17 protein-coding genes and 1 pseudogene are annotated in these 21,753 nt (G+C 62.5%); 12 read left to right on the forward strand and 6 right to left on the reverse strand.

Annotated elements, in window-relative coordinates:
• Positions 1 to 33 precede the first annotated feature (33 nt).
• Positions 34 to 951, reverse strand: a complete 918-nt coding sequence (locus ACK1U9_RS00570) for a LysR family transcriptional regulator (protein ID WP_046613933.1) — start codon at positions 949 to 951, stop codon at positions 34 to 36.
• A 120-nt stretch (positions 952 to 1,071) separates the two neighbouring features.
• On the opposite strand from ACK1U9_RS00570, the gene ACK1U9_RS00575 reads away from it, so the two are divergent.
• From ACK1U9_RS00575 to dapA, 10 genes are all read left to right on the forward strand, one after another.
• A complete protein-coding gene (locus ACK1U9_RS00575) occupies positions 1,072 to 1,830 on the forward strand; it encodes a 5-oxoprolinase subunit PxpA (RefSeq protein ID WP_196173386.1) in 759 nt (252 codons plus the stop codon).
• Between the two features lie 90 nt (positions 1,831 to 1,920).
• The gene (locus ACK1U9_RS00580; protein WP_108480501.1) at positions 1,921 to 2,808 is read left to right on the forward strand and encodes a 5-oxoprolinase subunit B family protein; all 888 of its coding nucleotides are present in this window, start codon (positions 1,921 to 1,923) and stop codon (positions 2,806 to 2,808) included.
• Positions 2,805 to 3,776: a 5-oxoprolinase subunit C family protein gene (locus ACK1U9_RS00585; RefSeq protein ID WP_108480500.1), complete on the forward strand. Its 972-nt coding sequence runs from the start codon at positions 2,805 to 2,807 to the stop codon at positions 3,774 to 3,776. The genes ACK1U9_RS00580 and ACK1U9_RS00585 overlap by 4 nt, the downstream gene beginning before the upstream one ends.
• Positions 3,777 to 3,996: 220 nt before the next feature.
• Entirely contained in the window at positions 3,997 to 4,869 is an 873-nt protein-coding gene (gene icmH, locus ACK1U9_RS00590; protein ID WP_108480499.1) for a type IVB secretion system protein IcmH/DotU, read from the forward strand.
• 14 nt (positions 4,870 to 4,883) lie between these two features.
• The gene (locus ACK1U9_RS00595; RefSeq protein WP_108480498.1) at positions 4,884 to 6,962 is read left to right on the forward strand and encodes a type VI secretion system Vgr family protein; all 2,079 of its coding nucleotides are present in this window, start codon (positions 4,884 to 4,886) and stop codon (positions 6,960 to 6,962) included.
• Entirely contained in the window at positions 6,962 to 7,885 is a 924-nt protein-coding gene (locus ACK1U9_RS00600) for a hypothetical protein (protein WP_108480497.1), read from the forward strand. The genes ACK1U9_RS00595 and ACK1U9_RS00600 overlap by 1 nt, the downstream gene beginning before the upstream one ends.
• Complete coding sequence (locus tag ACK1U9_RS00605; RefSeq protein WP_449109595.1) at positions 7,882 to 11,109, forward strand: T6SS effector BTH_I2691 family protein; 3,228 nt, start codon at positions 7,882 to 7,884, stop codon at positions 11,107 to 11,109. The genes ACK1U9_RS00600 and ACK1U9_RS00605 overlap by 4 nt, the downstream gene beginning before the upstream one ends.
• The gene (locus ACK1U9_RS00610) at positions 11,096 to 11,914 is read left to right on the forward strand and encodes a DUF6708 domain-containing protein (RefSeq protein WP_449109596.1); all 819 of its coding nucleotides are present in this window, start codon (positions 11,096 to 11,098) and stop codon (positions 11,912 to 11,914) included. The genes ACK1U9_RS00605 and ACK1U9_RS00610 overlap by 14 nt, the downstream gene beginning before the upstream one ends.
• Positions 11,911 to 12,168: a PAAR domain-containing protein gene (locus tag ACK1U9_RS00615; protein WP_196173383.1), complete on the forward strand. Its 258-nt coding sequence runs from the start codon at positions 11,911 to 11,913 to the stop codon at positions 12,166 to 12,168. Before ACK1U9_RS00610 ends, ACK1U9_RS00615 begins: the two co-directional genes overlap by 4 nt.
• A gap of 387 nt (positions 12,169 to 12,555) precedes the next feature.
• Positions 12,556 to 13,422 (forward strand): 4-hydroxy-tetrahydrodipicolinate synthase, encoded by an 867-nt coding sequence (gene dapA / locus ACK1U9_RS00620; protein WP_108479772.1) that lies wholly within the window; start codon positions 12,556 to 12,558, stop codon positions 13,420 to 13,422.
• A gap of 201 nt (positions 13,423 to 13,623) precedes the next feature.
• Here dapA and ACK1U9_RS00625 read toward each other — a convergent pair whose 3' ends face one another.
• Positions 13,624 to 15,300: a M24 family metallopeptidase gene (locus ACK1U9_RS00625; protein ID WP_449109597.1), complete on the reverse strand. Its 1,677-nt coding sequence runs from the start codon at positions 15,298 to 15,300 to the stop codon at positions 13,624 to 13,626.
• 78 nt (positions 15,301 to 15,378) lie between these two features.
• Between ACK1U9_RS00625 and pdxR the strand changes: the two genes are divergently transcribed.
• Entirely contained in the window at positions 15,379 to 16,878 is a 1,500-nt protein-coding gene (gene pdxR, locus ACK1U9_RS00630; protein WP_108479795.1) for a MocR-like pyridoxine biosynthesis transcription factor PdxR, read from the forward strand.
• A 275-nt stretch (positions 16,879 to 17,153) separates the two neighbouring features.
• On the opposite strand, the gene ACK1U9_RS00635 is transcribed toward pdxR, so the two are convergent.
• Both ACK1U9_RS00635 and ACK1U9_RS00640 read right to left on the reverse strand, forming a co-directional pair.
• On the reverse strand, positions 17,154 to 18,398 hold the full coding sequence (locus tag ACK1U9_RS00635; RefSeq protein ID WP_108479796.1) for a DUF1835 domain-containing protein: 1,245 nt from the start codon (positions 18,396 to 18,398) through the stop codon (positions 17,154 to 17,156).
• A 189-nt stretch (positions 18,399 to 18,587) separates the two neighbouring features.
• Positions 18,588 to 18,920 carry a tetratricopeptide repeat protein gene (locus ACK1U9_RS00640; protein ID WP_230386317.1) on the reverse strand — a complete coding sequence of 111 codons (333 nt, stop codon included), beginning with the start codon at positions 18,918 to 18,920 and terminating at the stop codon, positions 18,588 to 18,590.
• Positions 18,921 to 19,241: 321 nt separating this feature from the next.
• On the opposite strand from ACK1U9_RS00640, the gene ACK1U9_RS00645 reads away from it, so the two are divergent.
• Entirely contained in the window at positions 19,242 to 20,867 is a 1,626-nt protein-coding gene (locus tag ACK1U9_RS00645; protein ID WP_046613919.1) for a methyl-accepting chemotaxis protein, read from the forward strand.
• 112 nt (positions 20,868 to 20,979) lie between these two features.
• On the opposite strand, the gene ACK1U9_RS00650 is transcribed toward ACK1U9_RS00645, so the two are convergent.
• Positions 20,980 to 21,300: a hypothetical protein gene (locus tag ACK1U9_RS00650; RefSeq protein ID WP_015270018.1), complete on the reverse strand. Its 321-nt coding sequence runs from the start codon at positions 21,298 to 21,300 to the stop codon at positions 20,980 to 20,982.
• A gap of 135 nt (positions 21,301 to 21,435) precedes the next feature.
• A pseudogene (locus tag ACK1U9_RS00655) lies at positions 21,436 to 21,753 on the reverse strand (hypothetical protein); the annotation flags it as partial.

Consider the following 21,753-nt stretch of genomic DNA (forward strand, 5'->3'; position numbering starts at 1 on the left):
GTTTGCCCGTGAAGGCCCAGGCCTGCAGGGCGGTCAGCGCCGTGCCGACAATTGCTGCGGCGCCAGGAATGCACCATGGAAGTAATTGCGCACAGCCTGCATCGCCGGGCTGAACGCTCGTTCCCGGTGCCAGGCCAACCCAACGCTCATCGGTGTCACCGGGTCGCTGATGGTCACTGTCTCGATACGCTTGCCCTCCAGCGACCAGGGCCTGTGCACCAGGTCCGACAGGATCGCCACACCGCTGCCATTGGCGACCATGCTGCGCACGGCCTCCACCGAACTGGTCCGCACCCGTACTTGCGGCCGCTGACCGGCCTGTTCCCAATAGCGCATGGCGCTTTGCTCGGCCTCATCCACGGTCAGCAGGATGAACGGCTCGCAGGCCACGTCGGCCAGGCTTACCGCCGAGCGCTCGCAGAGCGGATGATGGCCAGGCAGCCACAGTCGGCGTTCGGAGTTGAACAGGGTTTCCGAGACGATGTCCGGGTGGGTGAGGTTGGCGGTGAGCACCACTGCCATGTCGAAACGCCCCTCCAGCAACCCTTGCTCGATGGCGCTGCGCTCCTGCTCGTACAGCTCCAGGGTCACGTCCGGGTGCCAGTGTTCCAGCCGTTGCAGGTGATGCGGCAGGAAGTAGCCGATCACCGTATAACTGGCCGCCAGGCGCAGCAGGCCACTGGCGCGAACATCCGGCAGCGGGCTGTTCAGCGCATCGTCCACGCTACGCAGAATCACGTAGGCGCGGTTCAGGAAGTGGCGGCCGGCCTCGGTCAGGCTCATGCCCTGGGCCGAGCGCTGGAACAGCAGCACACCGAGCATCGCCTCCAGCTCCTTGATCGCCGTGGTGACCGCAGACTGCGAAATGTTCAGGTGGATTGCCGCCTGGGAAATCTGGCCGATCTCGGCGGTGGCGACGAAGTAGCGGACCTGGCGCAGGGTCAGTGACACGGTAGGCTCCTGGTGTATCTGATTTTCCGAAGACACCCTATCTGTTTATAGATCTTCCCAAGGGGGTGCGGAGAATCTAACGTGGCTTGCATGCGGTCACAAGCGCCAGGAGAGACAATCATGCAGGTGGTGGATTTCAACTCGGACATGGGTGAGGGCTTTGGCCCGTGGACCATTGGCGATGGCGTCGACAACGAGCTGATGGGCTACATCAGCACGGCCAACATCGCCACCGGCTTCCATGCCGGTGACCCCGGCACCATGCGCCGTACCGTCGAGCGGGCCAAGGCCCTGGGCGTCGCAGTGGGTGCACACCCTGGGTTCCGCGACCTGGTCGGCTTCGGTCGCCGGCACATCAATGCCCCGGCCCAGGAACTGGTCGACGACATGCTCTACCAGCTCGGTGCCCTGCGGGAAATTGCCCGCGCCCAAGGTGTGCACCTGCAACACATCAAGCCGCACGGTGCTCTGTACATGCATCTGGCACGTGACGAGGAAGCTGCACGGCTGCTGGTGGAAAACCTGCGGGTGATCGAGCCGGAGCTGCTGCTGTACTGCATGCCCGGTTCGGTGATCTGCCGGATTGCCCAGGAACTTGACCAGCCGGTAATTCGAGAGTTCTACGCCGACCGCGAGTACGACCTGAGCGGGTCGATCGTGTTCACCCGCAACGTGCGGGGCCATGAGCCCGGGGCGGTCGCCGATCGGGTGTTGCGGGCTTGTCAGCAAGGCGTGGTGCGCACGGTCGAGGGGCAGGACCTAGCCATCGAATTCGATTCCATCTGCCTGCACAGTGACACCCCGGGGGCGCTCGACCTGGTCGAGGCCACGCGCCAGGCGCTGGACGCGGCCGGTATCGTGGTGCGTGCGCCACGCTGAATCCGTGGGGCATCCGGAAGGTATACGCCGGAGCCCGTGCAATTTGCTTTCGCCTGCCTTTCTATAAAGATTCCAAGAAAAGGAACAGTCATGGCCGAACCGCTCGCTACAACCCCTATCCGCTATAGCTTTGGCGCCGACGAGCACCTGTTTGCCGAGGTCAGCGAGAGCATGTCGCTGCAGGCCTTTTTCAAGGGCATGGCCGTCACCCGCGCGGTGGAGCGGCTGGCCCTGGACGGGGTGCTGGATGTGTGCCTGGCCAACGCCTCGTTCCAGATCCGCTTCGACCCGGACCGTATCGCGCCGCAGGCGCTGCTGGAGGCGGTGCGCGGTGCCGAAGCGCAGGCGGTGGCCGAGCGCTCGTTGCAGACGCGGATCATCGAGATTCCAGTGCTGTACAACGACCCCTGGACCCATGAAACGCTGATGCGTTTTCGTGACCGCCACCAGGACCCGGGCAGCACCGACCTGGAGTACGCCGCGCGGATCAACGGCCTGGTCGATGTCGAGGCGTTCATTGCCGCGCACAGCGGCGCGCCGTGGTTCGTGTCGATGGTCGGGTTCGTTGCCGGCCTGCCGTTCATGTTCCAGATGGTCGAGCGCGAGCGGCAACTGCAAGTGCCCAAGTACCTGCGCCCACGTACGGACACCCCCAAGCTCACCCTTGGCCATGGTGGCTGTTTCGGTTGCATCTATTCGGTGCGCGGGGCAGGCGGCTACCAGATGTTCGGCGTCACCCCGGCACCGATCTACGACCCGCAGCAGACACTGAACTACCTGAAGGAGCACATGGTGTTCTTCCGCCCGGGAGACATCGTGCAGTTCAAGCCAATCGACCGCCGCACCTACGACCAGGCGGTGGCGGATGTCGAGGAAGGCCGCTTCGACCTGCGCATTCGCCCGGTGGAATTCTCCCTGGATGCGTTCCTCGCCGACCCGGTCGGCTATCCACGGACCCTGCAGGAGGTGCTGGCATGATCAAGGTACTCAAACCCGGCCTGGCTACTTCGGTGCAGGACCTGGGCCGTGAAGGCTACTACCACCTGGGCATCCCGCCGTCCGGCGCCCTCGACCAGTACGCCCTGAGGGCGGCCAACCACCTGGTGGGCAACCCGGCCGGCGCCGCCGGCCTCGAGTGTGCCCTGGTGGGGCCGGAGCTGGAGTTCCAGCAGGATACGCTGGTGGCGGTTTGCGGTGCGCAGATGCCGGCCTTGCTCGATGGCCGTGAGCAACGCCCGGATACGGCGTTTGCCGTACGTGCCGGGCAGGTGTTGCGTTTCGGCTTCCCTACCGCAGGTGCGCGGGCCTACCTGGCGGTGGCCGGCGGTATCGATGTACCCGAGGTGCTCGGCAGCTGCTCCACCTATGCGTTGGGTGCATTGGGTGGCTTGCATGGGCGCAAGCTGATGGCGGGTGACCTGTTGCCGGTCGGCGTACCCAGCGGCAAGACCCGTGCCGGCGCGAGCCTGCCCATGGCCCTGCGCCAGGCCTTGGGCGGCGAGGTGGTGCTACGAGTGGTGCCGGGGCTGTATTTTCACCGCCTGACCAAGGCTGCCGCGCAAAGCTTTTTCACCGAAGCCTGGACTGTAGGCTCCGAGGCCGACCGTATCGGCTATCGCTACAAAGGCGGCAGTGCCCTGAGCTTCCAGCCACGTGAGCAGCCGTTCGGGGCCGGCTCGGACCCGTCGAACATCGTCGACAGCTGCTACCCGATCGGTTCGATCCAGGTACCCGCGGGGTTGGAGCCGATCATCCTGCACCGTGACGCGGTGTCGGGTGGCGGCTACGCCATGATCGGCACGGTGATCAGTGCCGACCTGGACCTGATCGGGCAGATGCAGCCCAACCAGCAGGCGCGGTTCCTGGAAGTCAGTCTGGAGGACGCACTGGAAGCCCGGCGCTCCTACAAGAAGAAGCTGGGCTTTCTGGCCAGGTTGTTTGGCTGATTGATCTTTTGCAGCGCCGCGCCACCCACGCAAAGGCTGGCGCGGTCGTTGCGCGGGCGGCCTTGTATCGCGAAAGGGCCCCAGATACCGGCATCACAGCGTCCAGACAAGCCAAAAGGAGAAAGTTCCTACAGCGTTTTGGGACGCCCCACGCTCCTCGAAGAATTGATTCCCCGATAGTGTTCATGTCTTCAGCCTACTGGAAGACAAGGACCTCTTCATGCCCGGCCCATCTGCTGTTCGTCCTGGAAAATTCCAGGCCGCCAACGCTGCCCATGACGTAACCGAAAGCAGCCTGCATGCCATGCTCGCTGTCCCGGCGGGCTCCGATTCACCCTATCTGCCCGGTCAAGGCAGGCGCGCAGATCACGAGGGTTATCCGGCCGACCCGGGCTTCCAGCTACGCGGCGGCTTCGCCAACCTGATGCTCGATGCGGCCAACCCGCTGTTCGGCCTGGTCATTCGCCTGCGTACGCTGGATGACCTGCCCAACATCGAACAGGTGCACAAGGCCCTGCAGACCCAGGTCAGCGCCATCCGCGAGGAAATACAGCAGCACGGTTATTCCGCCGTGCACCTGGAAGTCTATTCCTATGCCTTGTGCCTTTATCTGGACGAGGCCGTGATGAGCCGCCCCTGGGGGAACAATTCGTGCTGGAGCCACGAACCGCTGCTCAGCATCTTCCACGACGAAACCCAGGGCGGCGAGAAGATCTTCGTGTTGCTGGAGCGGTTGATGCAGTCGCCCGAGGAGTTCCAGGATGTGCTGGAGTTCCTGTACTTCTGCTTCTGTCTGGGCCTGAAGGGCAAGTACGCCCTGGACCCGAAGTGCGATGAAATCATCAATGCCCTGATTTCGCGCATGCACAAGGTCATTCGTGAACTGCGCGGCCCCACGCCGGAATTCCCGGGCGATCCCTATACCAACGTGGTCCACCGCCCCTACCGCATGCGGCGCCGGGAATGGCCCTGGTGGAGCCCGTTGGTGATCTCCGCCATCGCCATGGTCTGCGCCTACTGCTTCTACAGCTACCGCCTGAGCTTGATCACCGCCGAGGTGCTGGAATCGCTCAACGGCATCTTGCAGCAGTAGCGGGAGGGATACGCATGCCTAGCCAATCCGACTTGCGCTTCACCTTCCAGCCGCTGGCTGGCCAGATTGACTTCGAGGTGGTTTCGTTCGAACTCGACGAAATGATCAGCTCACCGTTTCAGCTGAAACTGGAATTGATCAGTTTTGAAGACGAGGTCGACTTCGGCCAGTTGCTCGACAAACCGGTGCTGTTCACGATCTGGCGCGGTGAGCGCCCCCTGCGCTATGTGCACGGCCTGGTCAGCAGCTTCAGCCAGGGTGAGACAGGGTTCTGTCGCACCCGTTACCGCGCCTTGGTCGAGCCCGTGCTGGCCCGTGCCGGCTTGCGTTCGAACTGGCGCATCTTCCAGCACAAGACCGTGCCGCAGATCCTTGAATTGATGCTCAAGCGCCAGGGCATTGCCCGTTTCGAAATCAAGAGCATGGGCGAGCATCAGGTGCGCGAGTTCTGCGTACAGGCCGGTGAAACGGACCTCGACTTCATCGCCCGCCTGGCGGGTGAAGAGGGTTTTGTCTATCGCTTCGAACACACGCCGAAACACCACCAGCTGGTCATCACCGACCGACTTCTGGCACTGGGGCAGATCAGCCGAAGCGCGCTCAAGGCCGACGACGCAGATGAAGACTTCTTCGACGAAGACGACATCGGCCCCGATCAGGTGCTGTACCGCGCCAACAGCGGTGGCGACCAGGCCAGGCCTTGCCTGCGCCGCCTGCGCTACAGCGAGCAGGTGCGCACCGCACGCCAGGTGCAGCGGGACTACACCTTCACCAACCCGCAGTACCGGCAGGAACATCGCGCAGGTGACAGTAGCATCACCCATCAGTCCCGGGACTATGAGCGCTTCGACTACCCCGGCCGCTACAAGCGCGATGCGGTCGGAGTGCCCTTCACCGCCACCCGCCTGACGGGCCTGCGCCATGACGCCCGTATTGCCGAAGTCAAGGGTGACGATGTACGGCTGCAACCAGGCCTGAGCTTCACCCTTGTCGAACACCCGCGCAACGACCTCAACGCCCATTGGCGCGTGATGCGCGTGCATCACCAGGGCAGCCAGTTCACCAGCCTGCAAGAAGAAGCTGCCGAAGCTGCACAAGGAACGCGCTATTCGCAGGAAGCCGTGCTGGTGCCTGGCCGGATCGAATGGCGTCCGGCACCATTGCCCAAGCCACGCATCGACGGCCCGCACATGGCCACGGTCGTCGGGCCACCCGGGGAAGAGATCTACTGCGACGAGTGGGGCCGGGTCAAGGTGAGCTTCCCCTGGGACCGGGAGAGCGAGAACAACGAGTTCAGCTCCTGCTGGGTGCGCGTGTCGCAAGGTTGGGCAGGCGGCAGCTGGGGGGCGATGGCCATCCCGCGCATCGGCCAGGATGTGATCATCCAGTACGTCAACGCCGACCCCGACCAGCCGATGATCACCGGGCGTACCTATTGCGGCGACCAGCTGCCGCCCTACGACCTGCCCGAACACAAGACCCGTATGACCATCAAGAGCCAGACCCACAAGGGCGATGGTTTCAACGAGTTGCGTTTCGAGGACGAGCTTGGCAAGGAAGAAGTGTTCATCCATGCCCAGCGGGACCAGAACAATGTAGTCGGCAATGATGAGACCACGCGGGTGGGACGTAATCGTGTCGAGCAGGTCGGCAATGATGAGCACTTGAACATCGGCCATGACTTCCGCCAGGAAACCGGGGGTGACCATACCCAGCTCATTGGGCAAACCTGCAACGTAGACATCAAGCATGACTTTATCGAGAAAGTAGGCAACGACCGTAGCGAATCAACAGGGGCCAATCACCAGGCCGTTGTCGGAAAGGATGCCGAGCTTGTCGTCAAAGGTGCGCAAAAGGTCACCGTCGGGCAGGGCATTGAGCAACATACGACGATCTATCAGCTGCGCGCCAGTGAGCGCATCGAGTTCAGAACTGCGGGCGGCAGCATTGTGCTGGATGAGCAGGGCATCACCATCAACGGGCTCAAGCTCGACCTGCTAGGGCAAACCAGCGCGGCTGCGTCCGGGGCTGGAAACAGCCAGCCACTCTCGCTTGTGCCTGATACCAGCAAAAAGTGCGAGGCCAAGGTCTGATGCGCACTGACAACCTGGCCAGGCTCATCGAAAGCCATCATGGGGCGCACCTGTACTGCCATGTGCTGATAGACCCGCTTGCGACTGCTCACAATGGCGACCACGCCGTGCTTGCCCAGTTGCGCAATGCCCTGGGTGAGCATGCATTGACCCGTGTGCACCGGGACGACCTGGCCCATGCCCCTCAACTGCATCCCGTACTGGCCTGCCTGGCTTCGCCCGGCACGGTCCCCAGTCGCTGCCTGCTGGAACTCACGGCCCGAGCAGCGCAAAAGGCGTTGCTTCAGCAACGGCGTTACCTGTGTGGCTGGCTGTTCAGTGAGGCGCCTTCGGTCGCTGTCGCGTCCCATCTCACGGCCTTGTGTCGGCTACCCGATTCCCATCGGGAGTTTGGCTGCTACCCGGTCTACGAACCCGTCCGTCTGGAGTTGCTCGCAGCGGTGTTCGAGCGGCTCGAACAAGGCCCATGGTGGCCGATCAGTGACTGGTTGTTCCTGAGTAGCGGGGGGCGGTTGGCAAGCCTGAAAGGGCAGGGCGGGCAGCGACACCCTTTGCCGGCACCTGCGCGGCGAATTCAGGATGACGTGGGGCTGATCGAGCGTGTGCTGGCTATCTGGCGAGTGTTGCGGGCGGGTTCGCGCCGCGTCAATCAGTGCCAGATCCCACCTTTTGCAGCGGTGCGCGCTTCGAACCATATCGATGATGCACGCCGGTTGGGCTTGAGCGAGACGGAGGACATCGTGGCTTTCGCTCTCCATCACCTGTGCATTCACCCAAGGCTGCATACCGTACCTGTGGTCGGCGAAATGATCGACGCAGCGGCCAGAGGCCAGGCGCCTCTCGCCGCGTTGCTTGCCCGCTACTCCGAGGCGCAATGGCGCCACCTGATCGAATGCCTGCCGAAATCCGAGAGTCGCTCATGACCATCAGTCAACGTATCGCCCTCGCGATCGCCGAAGCCGGGCTCCCGCACGACCAGTGCATGTCCTGCGAGCGCCAGGGCCTGCCGATCCTGCCGCTGCGCCGCGCCCTGGTGCCGGATACCCGCCCCGAGTGTGTTTTCACCGTCGCGGATAACCGGCATATCTCGACAATGATCGGCTTGCGCACCTTGCGTATGGGCTACCTGTATGTCCTGCTCGACCAGCAGGTCTGGCATGCCTATGCCGTCAGCGAGCAGGGCCACCTGCGCCGCTTCAACCCTTACGAGCCGCCAGACGGCCCCCCCTCGCCGCTGCCCGAAACATGCGTGAACGCAGATCACGACATTCCTTCAGCCTTTCTCAACCTCGATACCGACAGGTACGCCAGCGCCTGGCTGGCCTTCTCCAGCGATCCTTGGCCGGTGAGTGTGCTGAACGCCTACAAGAGCGGTGCATCGCCTGCGCATCGCTTCGAGGGCCTGGATCTGATCCAGGCCCGCAACAATCCCGAACTGCTGGGCATCGCCATGACGCCCGATAAGCTTGGGGTCGACCAGCAGGTATTCGAGTACGCCCAGCATGGCTGCGCCCCCTTCGACAGTGCGCATGGCTTCCACAGCCGCTGGTTGCGCCGGTTCGCCCTGCGCGGCTATCTGGTCAATGCGATCAACCGGCACAAGCTGGAAAACGGCGTGCTGGCAGTGGTGCTCGACGACACTGTCGGGCTGATTCAGGAATACAACCATCAGCGCCTGAACTGGGTACTGAAGCGTCAGGCCTGGCGTGAAGAACCGATGCGGGCCTATCAGCTGCAGACCTCGCAGATCCTGCAGATCATTCGAGCCACGCATAGGGAGTGGGCGGCGCAGGAGGTGCCGTCGCTGGAACCGATGACGGTCGATGGGCCGCCAGCGTTCGTCGAGCCGACAGTCGAGCGGCAGCGGTTGGTCGAGCGTGCGCAGCAGGAGAGTGACGAGCGGCTTGAACAACGTTACCACGAGCCGCAGCGGGCCGCGTTCCAGGCTGAATACGACCAGCAGGAGCGCGAGTTTCAGCGCTACATCGACAAGGACGCAAAGGCGTACGTTGCCTTGTTCGATTCGCCCATGTTCAAGCTGGCCGAGGCGTACGACTACGACGGTAATGATCGTGAGTCCGGGGTGGCCTACGCCAAGACCATGGCCTTGTGCCTGGGTGGCGGCGTTACCGAAGCTGTCGTCCCCCGCCTTGAACCGCATGTTCCCGCTTCCGGCACCAGCGAACTGCTCTGGTTGAAATGGCTGCAGGATCCGGACAGCCCGCCCTACCGCGCCTTGCTGATGCGCGACCAGTCATTGCTGGCCGCGCTGCTGCCCAGTTTCGGCGCCACAGAAGCGATCAACTGGAACGACAGCGACAAGCTCTACGGCATGCTGAGCAAGATCATCGCCAGCGATGACGCCGGCCTGCGCATGCGCAATACCCTCAAGCAGGCCATTGCTGAAACGCAGGGTGCGCTCAATGCGGCTAGTCAGCGGCTGGCGCCATGTTTGTCACCTGGTATTCAGAAGGCGGTGCGCCATCTGAACGGCGCCACGCAGTTTCTCTACAACGGCGTGCACCTGATCGAACTGGAAGTGAAGATGAAGCTGGGCGAGTACTACGCCTTGCAGAGTGCGCACCTGCGGGAGTTGCAGCACAAGGCCAATGCGTCGATCGCCGAGGCGCGGGACCGGATGCGCCGCAATATCGATGACTTCGAGTTTGGCTCGATGAAGGCCATGCGCAAGGTGCGGCCGATCATCCAGCACGGCTTGATGAGCCTGGCCGTGCTCGATCCACGGCTCACCAATACGATGATCAGTGTGACGGTGTGGGTCGAAGGCAAGGCTGAGGAAGTGCATGGCCGGTTGTTCAAGGAGGCCAACATGGGGGTAACCCAGGCGAGCAGCGCGGCGCAGCTTGCCCTGGTGGATATCTCGGTGGCGGCGGGGACGTTGGAAGCCGATGCGCGCAAATTATTGCAGGGGATGAAGATCACGTCGCAGCAGGCGGCCCGATTGGTGAAGACCGGTTTTTCCGGGTTGCGCGGGATTGCTGGTAGCTGGGAAGTCTTGCTGGCGATAGGTGGGTTGTATTTGCAGCAGGACAGCCTGGGCAGGAATCAGGAAAAGGCGGAAACGGAGATTGGGCCGAAGGCGTATGAGGCCAAGTTGGCGTTGCAAGGATCGTACTTGGGAGTGTTGGGAGGGCATATCGAACTGGTTGGGCTCATGTTGCGGGCAAGTGCCTATAAGGGTATGTCATGGGCCAAAGGTGCTACTGCCATAGGCGAGACCGTGATAAAGATCGGTGCTGTAGTAGGCGCTGTCGTCGGCTTTGTTGAGGCAGCACAGGCAGTTTCTGCTGCTAAACGTGTATCGGCAGCAGGAGATGGTGCAGCAGCGATACGATACTGGTTGGCTGCAGGTTTTTACGGGGCCAGCGCCATTGCCGTCGCTGGAACAGCATTAAGTTCCACTGTATGGGGACCCGTAGGCCTCGCTGTGGTGCTGGCGTTGACTGCCTATACGCTTAGCAAAAGCGCTGAAGAGAATGAGTCATCCGCTCTGGAACGGTGGGCCCGACGGTGCTGTTTTGGAAAGGCAGATGAGACGCCAGTCATTCACTGGAGAAGCCCGGAATACGCAGACATCGCATTTGCGGAGCTCAACGCCGCCACGCTAGGTGTACAGGCAGAATTCCACTTCGAAGCGAATCTGGTAAGCGACCCGGCCACTCCAAGGATCGGAGGGTTGACCGGTCTTGAACGGAAACCAAAAATAAAATTCAAGATAATCCTACCTCAGTACAAAGACGGAATGTCGGCATATCGGTGGTGCCTGACAGTCCATCGTCGAGGTGATGGCCAGTTCCCGGACTACACGGGAGGAGAGACGCTGGTTGTGGATGAGTTTCATGCACGTCGCTCAACTGGCTCTTCCAAGTCGGCCAGCTTCCCTGGCTTTTCTCCACCTAGGCTGCCCGACTATAAAAGCGACTTTAATATTGATAAAAAGTACTCTTCTTTTTCGGAGGGTAATGACCGGTCCCAATTGGCTATCTCAGGCCTTATAGAACTCATGCCGACAATTGGAGCACACTCCATTGTCGCAGCAACATTGCTGGTAATGTATTGGCCGGACCGAGAAATTGAAAGTGCGTATATTGAGGTATGTAACCGGAGGGCAAATGACGACGCATGAGCCAAGAGTGCTAATGAGACGTGCGCCAGGCTGGCGCTACGATCTACCGAGCGCCCACGAAGCACCCACATCTCTCTTGAATTTGAACGATATTAATCCGCCGCCAAACCATGCTGATGATGTATACATGGAGTTGCCTCGATCTACAGTCCGTCTACGAGGTGTATTGGCCTTGCTTGGCATTCCGACGCTGCTGTTCTTGTTTTTTGTAGCTGGACAAGTGTATTGGGGGCTCATTGATTACAGTCAGGCCTTCGATTGGATTATGAAGCTAATCTTGATACTCGGGCCTCTAATCTGCGTATGGGTCGTCTTTTCATTTGTCCGGCTAGACTTGGCACTTCCACGAGACGAACCAATACGTTTTAATCGCTTGCGTCGAAAGATCTATGTTTATCAATTCAGATGCAGCTACCTCTTCCTGTTCAGCCGCAAACACTGGGGCGTCAAACCTGTCGCCTACAATTGGGACGACGTAACCGCCGAAGTCTACCGAGTCTACGCCCCCGGCTACGGTGGGCTGATCGAAAACGTCATGCTGTCGGTTCGCAACCCGGACACCGACGAAGTCATCGACCGCGTGTTATTCACCCACGACCTCTACCACGGAGAAGCCTACTGGGCTATCGCCCGGCTATTCATGCAGCAAGGCCCCGAAGCCCTGCCGAAATTCGTGCACCCACCCCGCGACTGGAACGATGACGATGGCCTCAGCCACATGCACTGCCTGGCGCCGAAGGTTGATTGGCCTCAGGAAATGGACCGTGAATCGCGTACTGGGCCATCAGAAGGAGAAGCTCAATGAACCCTGTCGTACTTGTAGGTCATCGACATGTCTGCCCGCTACATGGCACCAACCAGGTAGAAAGCGGCAGTGCCACGTACACCTTCAATGGCAGGGCGGTTGCCAGGGTGGGGGATCGGACCACGTGCGGCGCCGTGATCGAAAGTGGGGCTGAGCATTTCCTGATCGAAGGCGCGGCCGTGGCGCGTAAAGGTGACAGGACGGATCACGGGGGGGGGCTGGACGAGGGCGATGCCGGGTGGCTGCTGGATTGATCAAATGCCTCTTGTGCAAGATCGGACCTGCAGGGTACGTGCACCGCTTGTGAATTCACTTCCCTGGGCAAAAGCGCAGCCCAATGGGTTGGCGATCTCGGTGTTGACACCGGGTACGCCGCGCCACCATTATCCAGCCATATCCACGCAACGGGCTTGCCGGCATGTCCATTTCCAACCACGCCATTTTCGCTTCGGGCTTCATCGCCCAGGCAGGCGCGTGCGTTGCCGTTGCCAAGAAATCCAAGAAACAGCCGCTCATCTGACCGAGGCGCGCTGTCTCGTCAGGTGGGCTGACGAGACAGAAGGCGCCAGGTATCCCTGCCAGACCACTTCGACTCTTCGCCCTGCTGACGCTGACTTTCGGTCAACATCAGGAGTTTTTGCATGTCGAATTTCCGTGGTATCTGGATCGCCCTCGTCACACCAATGCGCGCCAATGAAATCGACTTCGCCGCCCTGGAAAAGCTGGTGAAGAAGCTGCTCGAAGATGGTGTGGCCGGTTTTGTGGTATGCGGTACCACGGGCGAGGCTGCGGCGCTGTCCAAGGCCGAGCAACTGGCCATGCTGGATGCCGTGCTGGCCTGGGTGGAGCCGGGCAGGGTGGTGATGGGCCTGTCGGGCTACAACCTGCGCGAGCTGTTGGCCTTCCAGGCTGAAATCCAGCGGCGCGACATTGGCGGGCTGCTGGTCCCTGCACCGTGCTACATCCGGCCTTCGCAGGCCGGCATCGAGGCGTTCTTCAGCACCGTGGCGGATGCCGCCAGCGTGCCGGTGATCGTCTACGACATCCCCTACCGCACCGGGGTACGCATCGAGCGTGAAACCCTGCGCCGCATCGTGCGCCACCCGCGCATCGCGGCGGTGAAGGACTGCAGCGGCGACAGCGAGACCACCATGGCCCTGATCCAGGACGGCCACGCCCAGGTGCTGGCCGGTGAGGACGCGCAGATCTTCAACAACCTGTGCCTGGGTGGTGCAGGGGCCATTTCGGCTTCGGCGCATGTACGCGCCGCCCTGTACGTGCGCATGCTGCAGCAGGTCGACCATGGCGACTGGTTAGCCGCGCGCGGCACGTTCTACCAGTTGCTGCCGTGGATGAAGATGGCCTTTGCCGAGCCGAACCCGGCTGTGGTCAAGGCGGCCTTGCAGCTACAGGGGCTGATGAGCGACGAACTGCGCGAGCCCATGCAGCCGTGCACCGAGATGACCCGGGGCAAGCTGCAAGGCGTGCTGGATTCGCTCGGTGCTTGAGATAGAAGGGCATATGACTCATTGAATCAGCAGGGCCCCTGTGGGAGCGGCTTTAGCCGCGAACACCGGCGCAGCCGGTGCCATGCAGCGCGTTGAATTCTTCGCGGCTAAAGCCGCTCCCACAGGGTATGCGGATCGCTTGCGAATTCCGTTCTCTACTCGACAGCGCAGCCCAAAGGGCTAGCCAGGGCCTTGCTGAATCTATGAGAGCGGCCTGGCCTCGCCAATCAGGATGTCTTCGAAAAACGCTCCGACCGGCTCGCTAGGGTGGCACAGCTGGATCTCCAGCACCCACACCACTTCGCTCGGGACGATTTCCACCTCGGCCAGTTTGTCCTGCCCATACAGCACATGCGGGAAGTCGGCGATGCGATGCCCGGCCAGATTGCGCTCCAGCTGCCAGCCTTTTGCCTGGGCACTGCGCTCGGCGAAGTCGTACAGCTCGCGCCCGGTCAGGCCATGGCCCCAGGCCTGGCGGGTTTCGTCGAACACTTCATGCAGTGCCTTGACGCAGGCGTGGTGCAGCTCGTGTTGGCCGAACACGAAGGTGTCGCCATAGTCGCCCTCATAGCCATCCCATACCGGGCCGACATCGACCACGACGATATCCGTGTTACGTAATACACGTTGCAGATCAATGCCTTGGCGTGGCGTGCGCACGGTGTCGTCGCCAAAGCGGATGTAGGTCGGGTGCCAGGTGTGCGATGCGCCCATCGCCTGCAAGGTTTGCGCGGCCATCTCCAGCGCCTGGGCGGTGGTCATGCCGACTTTCAGCTGGCTGGCGATAGCCGTCACGGCCCGTACCGACTGCTCGCGGGCAGCGAGCATGCCGTCCAGCGAGTAGCGCGGGCCGACTTTTTCCAGCTCCGGGTGCAATGGGCTGGCTGTTGACGCCTCGGGCGCCTGTGCGCCGCTGGCAACGAAAGCCTCCGCGACAAAACGATGGGGCTGCAGGCCTGCTGCTAGGCACTGCTCGCGAACCTGGCTGATCATCGTGACATTGCCGCAGGCATAGACCTGGGTGTCGGCCCAGCGATGGGCCTGGGCCAGCGCCACCTGCTGCACGCGCGCCTGGTCCGACAGCACCGGGTGCCAGCGAAAGTGAGCGTGTGCACGGCTGGCCTTCTCGAGAAACTCACGGTCATAGAAGTCGGCGTCCGATCTGCCGCCCCAGTACAACGTGACCTCGGCATCACCTGCCAGGGCGGTCAGCAGCAATGGCTTGATGCCGGCGTAACCTGTGCCAGTGGCGAACAGCACCAGGGGCCGCTGGTCCTCGTGCTGCCAGGTGCAGGCGCCCACCGGCCCTTCAAGTTTCAAGGTGTCACCTGCTTGCAGGGTTGGCAGCAGGCGTTCGGTAAACAGGCCGCCGCTTACCTTGCGGATGTGAAACACCAGTTGCCCTTGGTCCTGGGCAGGGAGGTTGGCTATGGAAAAACAGCGGCTATCACCGTTGTCGAGCCGAAAGCGTACGTACTGGCCAGCCCTTGCCGCCAACGGCTGTGCAGGCTGCAGCACCAGTTCGATGATATCGGCGCTCAGTTCGCGTTTGCCATGAACCTGCGCGTGGATTTCCAGCACCTGGGTTTCCAGGGACCAGCCGGGGATCTCCAGGCGCATGTCGCTGCAGGCATGGCTCTGGCACAGCAACATTTCGTCGGCGGCGAGGGGGTAGCAGGGCGCGGGCATGTCTGCCGTCCGCTGCTTGTGCCGATACTGCCCTGCCACCACCTTGACCTTGCAAGACCCGCAGGCGCCGCGGCGGCAGGAGAAGGGCACCGGCAGGCCGCTGGCGAGCATGGCATCGAGCAGCAGCTCCTGGCTGGCGTCGAAGGTTTTGCCCGAGGGCGACAATTCAATCACGTGGCGGTTCTGCATGGGCACCTCGGGGCAAGTGGAGGTTCGATTGTTGCTATAGTCCAGGACCAGTAGAACCTCCAGTTTCGGTTAATTCACATGGTCCAGCTTCGCAAATGGCAGCCACTGCTCAAGCTCGACGGGGCGCAGCCGCAGGCTTCGTACAGGCAGATCGTCGAGGGTCTGGTAGCCGCGATCTCCGAGGGCCGCCTGCGCCCCGGCACGCCGTTGCCCGGCACGCGGGAAATGGCGCAACTGCTGAACGTCAACCGCAAGACGGTGATCCTCGCCTACGAGGAAGCCGAGACCAAAGGCTGGCTGGAAAGCGTGCAGCGCCGTGGCACCTTCGTCAGTCGGCAGCTGGCGGCTGGTACGCTGGCCGAGCCCGATGCAGCGCAGCCCTTTGCCCTGGTGCTACAGGAGGAGCCTGCCGTTGCCTACTTCGCGGCCAACGAACAGGCTGCCGCGCAGCAGAATCGGCCGGGTGCGCTGTTCTTCGACAACGGCGCCTGTGACCACCGCCTGCTGCCGCAGACCGTTCTGCACCGTTATTACCGTAATGCCTTGCGCAACAGCTTTGCCGCCAACACCGTGCGCCATGGCAGCGCGTGCAGCAGCCACTCCCTGCGCAGCGCCTTGGCCGACATGCTGCGGAACAATCGCAGCCTGAACGTTGGCGCCGAGCATATCTGCCTGACCCAGGGCGTGCAGATGTCGCTGTACCTGGTGGCCAGCGTGCTGCTCAAGCCCGGTGACGTTGTGCTGGTCGAACGCCTGAGCTATCCGCCCGCGTGGGAGATCTTCCGCCAGCTGGGCGCCCGGCTGGTGACCGTGGAGCTGGATGACGAGGGCTGCCGGGTCGAGCAGATCGATGCACTTTGCCGGCTGCACCAGGTGCGCATGCTGTACATCACTCCCCATCACCAGTTCCCGACCACGGTCAGCCTGCCTGCCGGGCGCCGGCAGCAGTTGCTGGAGCTGGCGCGGCAGCACGCCTTTTGCGTGGTCGAGGAAGACTACGACCATGAGTACCACTTCGCCGGTCGGCCTTACCTGCCGTTGGCCAGCGACCGTCAGCAGCGGCACGTGATCTACATTGGCTCATTGTCCAAGTCCCTGGGCAGTACGTTCCGTTGCAGTTTCATCGTGGCGCCGGCGGAGGTGGCCGCGGCGCTCGAACGCAGGGCGACGCTGACCCTGGGGCAGGGCGATGCGGTGATGCAGCAGATGCTGGCGGACTTGATCAATGATGGCGAGCTGAAGAAGCACTTGCGTCGGGTTAACCGGGAGTATCGCCGACGTCGAGAGACCCTGCTGGCTTGCTTGCGCGATGCCTTTGGCGAGCAGGTAACCGTGCGCGAGCCGGAAGGTGGGTTGGCGCTGTGGGTGAGGTTTGCTGACGGAATCGATGTGGATCAGTTGGTTGGCAAGGCGTTGGAGTTGGACCTGGTGGTACGCAGTGGCCGGCAGTTTTCGCCGTTTGGTCATGCGGAAAATGCCTTGCGCCTTGGTTTCGCCTCGCTGGACATGGATGAAATCCGGCTGGCTACACAACGTTTGGCGCAAGCGGCGAAGGCGATTGCAACATCGGTCCCGTAGGCGCGACGGTGTTGCTCAAGCTCTGAAAGCTAGATCGCCCAGCCCTTTGGGCTGCACTGTCGAGTAAAGAACTGAATTCGCAAGCGGTCCGCGTACCCTGTGGGAGCGGCTTTAGCCGCGAAGAATCCAACGCGCTGCATGGCACCGGCTGCGCCGGTGTTCGCGGCTAAAGCCGCTCCCACAGGATCCCTGCTAATGCAATGAGTGATGGGCAGTTCCATGAGAGCTGACTTGCCGGTGCCATCCACCGCTTTACCTGATCAGGCTCGAGCGGGCTATTTGCGCTGCCATACTTCGCCCTGTTCGCTGACCACCCAGGGCTTGTCCGCGGCATTGATAAGCACTCCACCCACCCATCGCTGCGCAGGGTTGTGGTCAAGCCAATGCGCCTGCCCCGCGAGCAGCTGCTCGGCAAGAGCGGTCAGCCGCAACGGCCGTTGTGCCCAAGACTCGCCCGGGCCTTCCAGCAGCAGCGGGTGCGGTGCATGGATCAGGGGCTGCAGCAAAACATGGAACATCATGTCGCCCAGGTAAGGCAGGGGTTCATCCTGCATCATCAACTGGGCAAACGCACGTCCGGCCGGCAGCTCGCCGTGTGACTCCAGAACGCGTAATAGCAGGCGCTCGGTGAGGCTCAAACCGTCGTTCGCCCCCGGCAGCTCCTGAAGTTGCCGCGCAAGGGCCCGGCCCAGCGATGGCAAGGCGGCATGCTGGATGTCCGCCAGGGCAGCCCAGGCCCTTGGGTCAGGCGCGGTATAGGCCGCCCATGTCTGCCGGGCCAGGGCCAGCACGTCCTCACCCAGCGCGCGACGTTGTGGCCATAGCCAGGCGAGCAGGTCCGGGGCCAGCTGGCCGATACCGATGAAGCGCTCGACGCCAGGTACTTGGGTGATTTCGATCAGCTCCAAGCGGCGCGGCAGGCTGGGCAGGCTGGCGAGTACGCGGATCAGGAACAGCTGGTCGTAAGCGTCACCCTCGCACCACAGCACGATCTTGCTGTCGCTGTTCAACCCGGCCAGGGCGGTGCGTTGCGCCGCTAGGCGTTGCTCGACGTCCTGGATGCTCAGGTTGAACGCCTGCTGTATGTAAGCGGCCCGAACCTGCCAATACTGTTCCTCGGGCAGTGCGCAGACGGGCCCCATGACCATGGGGTCGTCGAACATCTGGAACGCACCGGCAAAACCGGCCGTGCGCAAGCTGTGGGCGATGTCGTTGCCGCAGCGCCAATGCTGCACGGCTGCTTCGTCATCGGCGGTGAAGCCAGGGTGGCGTGCCGCGAAAGCGACGGCATCGGCATGGGCCTTGAGCTTGGGCCAGCTGGCAAAGCCGGCCTGGCGGGCCACCAGCCATTGGGTATCGGCAAGCCGGTAGTCAGGGCCGGACAGGCCGAGCGCGCGCAGCTGCTCGCGGGTGTCGTCGGCCTCGTCGTTTTTCAGGGCGGTGAGCAAGCGTTTGGCACGTTTGCGCAAGGCGGGCAGGTCGAGCAGGCCGTGGTGGCGGGATGCATTGATGGCGGGCATGCCAACTCCTTTGGGGCTCGGTCCGCCGACAAGCCGGGAGCTGGTATGGAAATATGATGACGCATGGCTCGGGAAACCCCTTGGCGCGGACCGCAGGCGCAGCCAGCGCCCTGGCGCCGACTTTACCGGGTAATGCGCGTGGGTGCAAAGCAGGTCGATGGTGGGCTGACGCGCAGCGTCTGATCACCGTCAGTGTGCAGCCGTCGGCAGCATGCCGGAGCCTTGGGCCTTGTGCGCGGCTTCTATCAACTGCAGGTTGCGGCTGCGCAGGGCGTGATTGTTGCCCACCCGCAGGTTGGAGCGCAGCGCCAGCGTTTCGGCCTGTTCATACTGCCCTTGCTGCAGGCGCAAAACGCCAAGGTAGTGCAGCGTTGCCGGGTTGTTCGGCTGAATGTGCAGCGCGCGCTCCAGGGTGGCCGCCGCCTTGTCCAGTTGGCCGTCGGCATACTGTTGCGAGGCGGTTTCGATCAGCACGGTCGAGGCATTGTTGCTGCGTGCGGGCGCGTAGCGTTCACCAGCCAATGCGCCCTGTGCCGTGATTGTGCTGAATAACAGGAGCAAGGTCGACAGAACAGGTGTGCTGGGCATCGGCGGCAGACTCGGCAGGGCTTGGGCAAGCCCTTGGCTTGAGGGCGAGGGGATGTTATCGACCGAGTCCGAGCGTTGAAGTTCCCGCCTGGTCGATTTGTTGCCTGTAGCCCGGTCTTTGCCTCGACAACATCTGTTCGGTTACCGCCCAAAACCGCACTCCGGCGCCTCAAGCCTGGGGCAGTACCTCCGATAGCAGCACACCCACCGTCGAATCATCGACCAGAAGTGGTGCCAACAAGGAGTACTGCCCGCATGCTTGCCAACCTGAAGATCCGCACCGGAATGTTCTGGGTGCTGTCGCTGTTCAGCGTGACCCTGCTGTTTTCCACCGTCAGTGCCTGGCGGGCTGCGGTGGGTAGCGACCAGCAGATCAACGAACTGGACCAGACCGCGCACCAGTCGGACCGGTTGAACAATGCGTTGCTGATGGCGATTCGCGCCAGCGCCAATGTATCTTCAGGCTTCATCGAGCAGTTGGGTGGCCATGAGGAAAGTGCCAGCAAGCGCATGGCGATGTCGGTCGAGCTGAACGACAAGAGCCAGAAGCTGGTGGACGAGTTTGTCGAAAACGCCCGCGAGCCTGGGCTGCACGCGCTGGCAACCGCCCTGCAGGCCACCTATGGAGAGTACGCCAAGGCGGTCGCGGGGCAGCGTGAGGCAACCCGTCAACGTTCGCTCGAGCAGTATTTCAAGGTCAATACCGACGCCGGTAACGCCATGGGCCGGCTGCAGGCTTTGCGCCAGCAACTGGTAGGGGCATTGAGTGAGCGCGGTCAGCAGATCATGCTGGAATCCGACCGGCGCCTGGCGCGTGCGCAATTGCTGAGCCTGGGGCTGTTGGGCGTGACGCTGTTGTTGGCGGTGCTGTGCTGGGCCTTTGTTGCCCAGCGCGTGCTGCACCCGCTGCGCGAAGCAGGGCGGCACTTCCAGCGCATTGCCGGTGGCGACCTGAGCGTGCCGGTGCAGGGGCAGGGCGGTAACGAGATCGGCCAGCTGTTCCATGAACTTGAACGCATGCAGCAGAGCCAGCGCGACACCCTGGGGCAGATCAGCAGCTGTGCCAGGCAACTGGACGCAGCTGCCGCGGCGTTGAATACCGTCACCGAGGAAAGTGCCAACAACCTGCGCCAGCAGGGCCAGGAGCTTGAGCAGGCCGCCACCGCCGTCACCGAAATGACCACGGCCGTGGAGGAGGTCGCGCGCAATGCCATCACCACCTCGCAGACCACCAGCGAATCCAACCAGCTGGCAGCGCAAAGCCGGCGGCAAGTCAGCGACAACATCGACGGCACCGAGGCCATGACTCGGGAAATCCAGGCCAGCAGCGCTCATCTGGAGCAACTGGTCGGGCAGGTGCGGGATATCGGCAAGGTGCTGGAAGTGATTCGCTCGGTGTCCGAGCAAACCAACCTTCTGGCGCTCAATGCCGCCATCGAGGCCGCCCGTGCCGGCGAAGCCGGGCGCGGCTTTGCGGTGGTGGCCGATGAAGTGCGTACGTTGGCGTACCGCACGCAACAGTCGACCCAGGAAATCGAGCAGATGATCGGGCGCGTGCAGGCGGGTACCGAAGCGGCCGTGGCCTCGATGCAGGCCAGTACCAGCCGCGCCCAGTCGACACTGGACGTGACCCTGGCTTCGGGGCAGGTGCTGGAGGGTATCTACAGTGCGATCGGCGAGATCAACGAGCGTAACCTGGTGATTGCCAGCGCAGCCGAAGAGCAGGCCCAGGTGGCGCGAGAGGTGGACCGCAACCTGCTGAACATTCGCGAGCTGTCGACATCCTCGGCAGCGGGGGCGCAGCAGACCAGTGAGGCGAGCAAGGCGTTGTCGGGGTTGGTGGGGGAGATGACGGCGTTGGTAGGGCGGTTCAGGGTCTGAGGTCTGGCGGGCACCAGACTGCAGGCGCGGGCGAGCCCCCGAACACCGGCGCAGCCGGTGCCATCCACCAACCGCATCGTCCGGTTCGCGGGCACGCCATGTGCGCTTTCAGTTATCGATCATGCTTCGAAGAGGAGCGCCCGGCCTTGTTGTGTTCCTTGGAATGGGCAATACCGGACCGGGTAGTGCCACGGCCGTTGTCATCATTGCGCAGGCTGCCATAGTGATTGCCGCTCTCGCCATGGTTGCGGGTGGCCTTGCCGGCATGATCACTCTCGTAGCCGGCGCCATTACCATTGAACCCACCTTTGCCGCCGCCATTGCCATTACCTTTGGCATATGCGGAACCAATCGGCGAGACATCGGCAGGCAACAATGCAGTTGCGCCGAGCGCCAGGGCACAAGTAAAGACGGCTACCAGGGTTTTTTTCATGTTTGTTTCGCCTCCAGAAGGCGCAGGGGGGAGCTTGAGTGCGGATACGACATAAGGTTGCCTTTTAAGTTCCGCGGTGCGCAGCCGTTCGACGAAGCGGCTGCCAGGCCCATTCAGTACCTGGCAGCCTTCAGTTCATCGATCATTCTTGGAGGAGTTTTGTACCGCGCCGCTCAGCCCCTTGGCATTATGGTCACCGGGCGTAGTCCCCGAGATAGCGGTAGATTTCGTCAAGCCGCGAGTATCCTTGGACTGGGCAATACCTGAGGTGGTAGTCCCATGGCCGTTGTCCTGGTTACGTGAGCTCCCATAATGATTGCCGCTCACACCATGATCGCGCGTAGCCTTGCCGGCGTGGTCACCCGCGAGGCCCGCACCATTGCCAGTGCCATTGTGCCCACCCATGCCGGCGCCATGTCCACCGCCATTGCCGCCGCCGTGGCCACCACCACC

This window comes from Pseudomonas sp. XP1 (assembly GCF_053557675.1).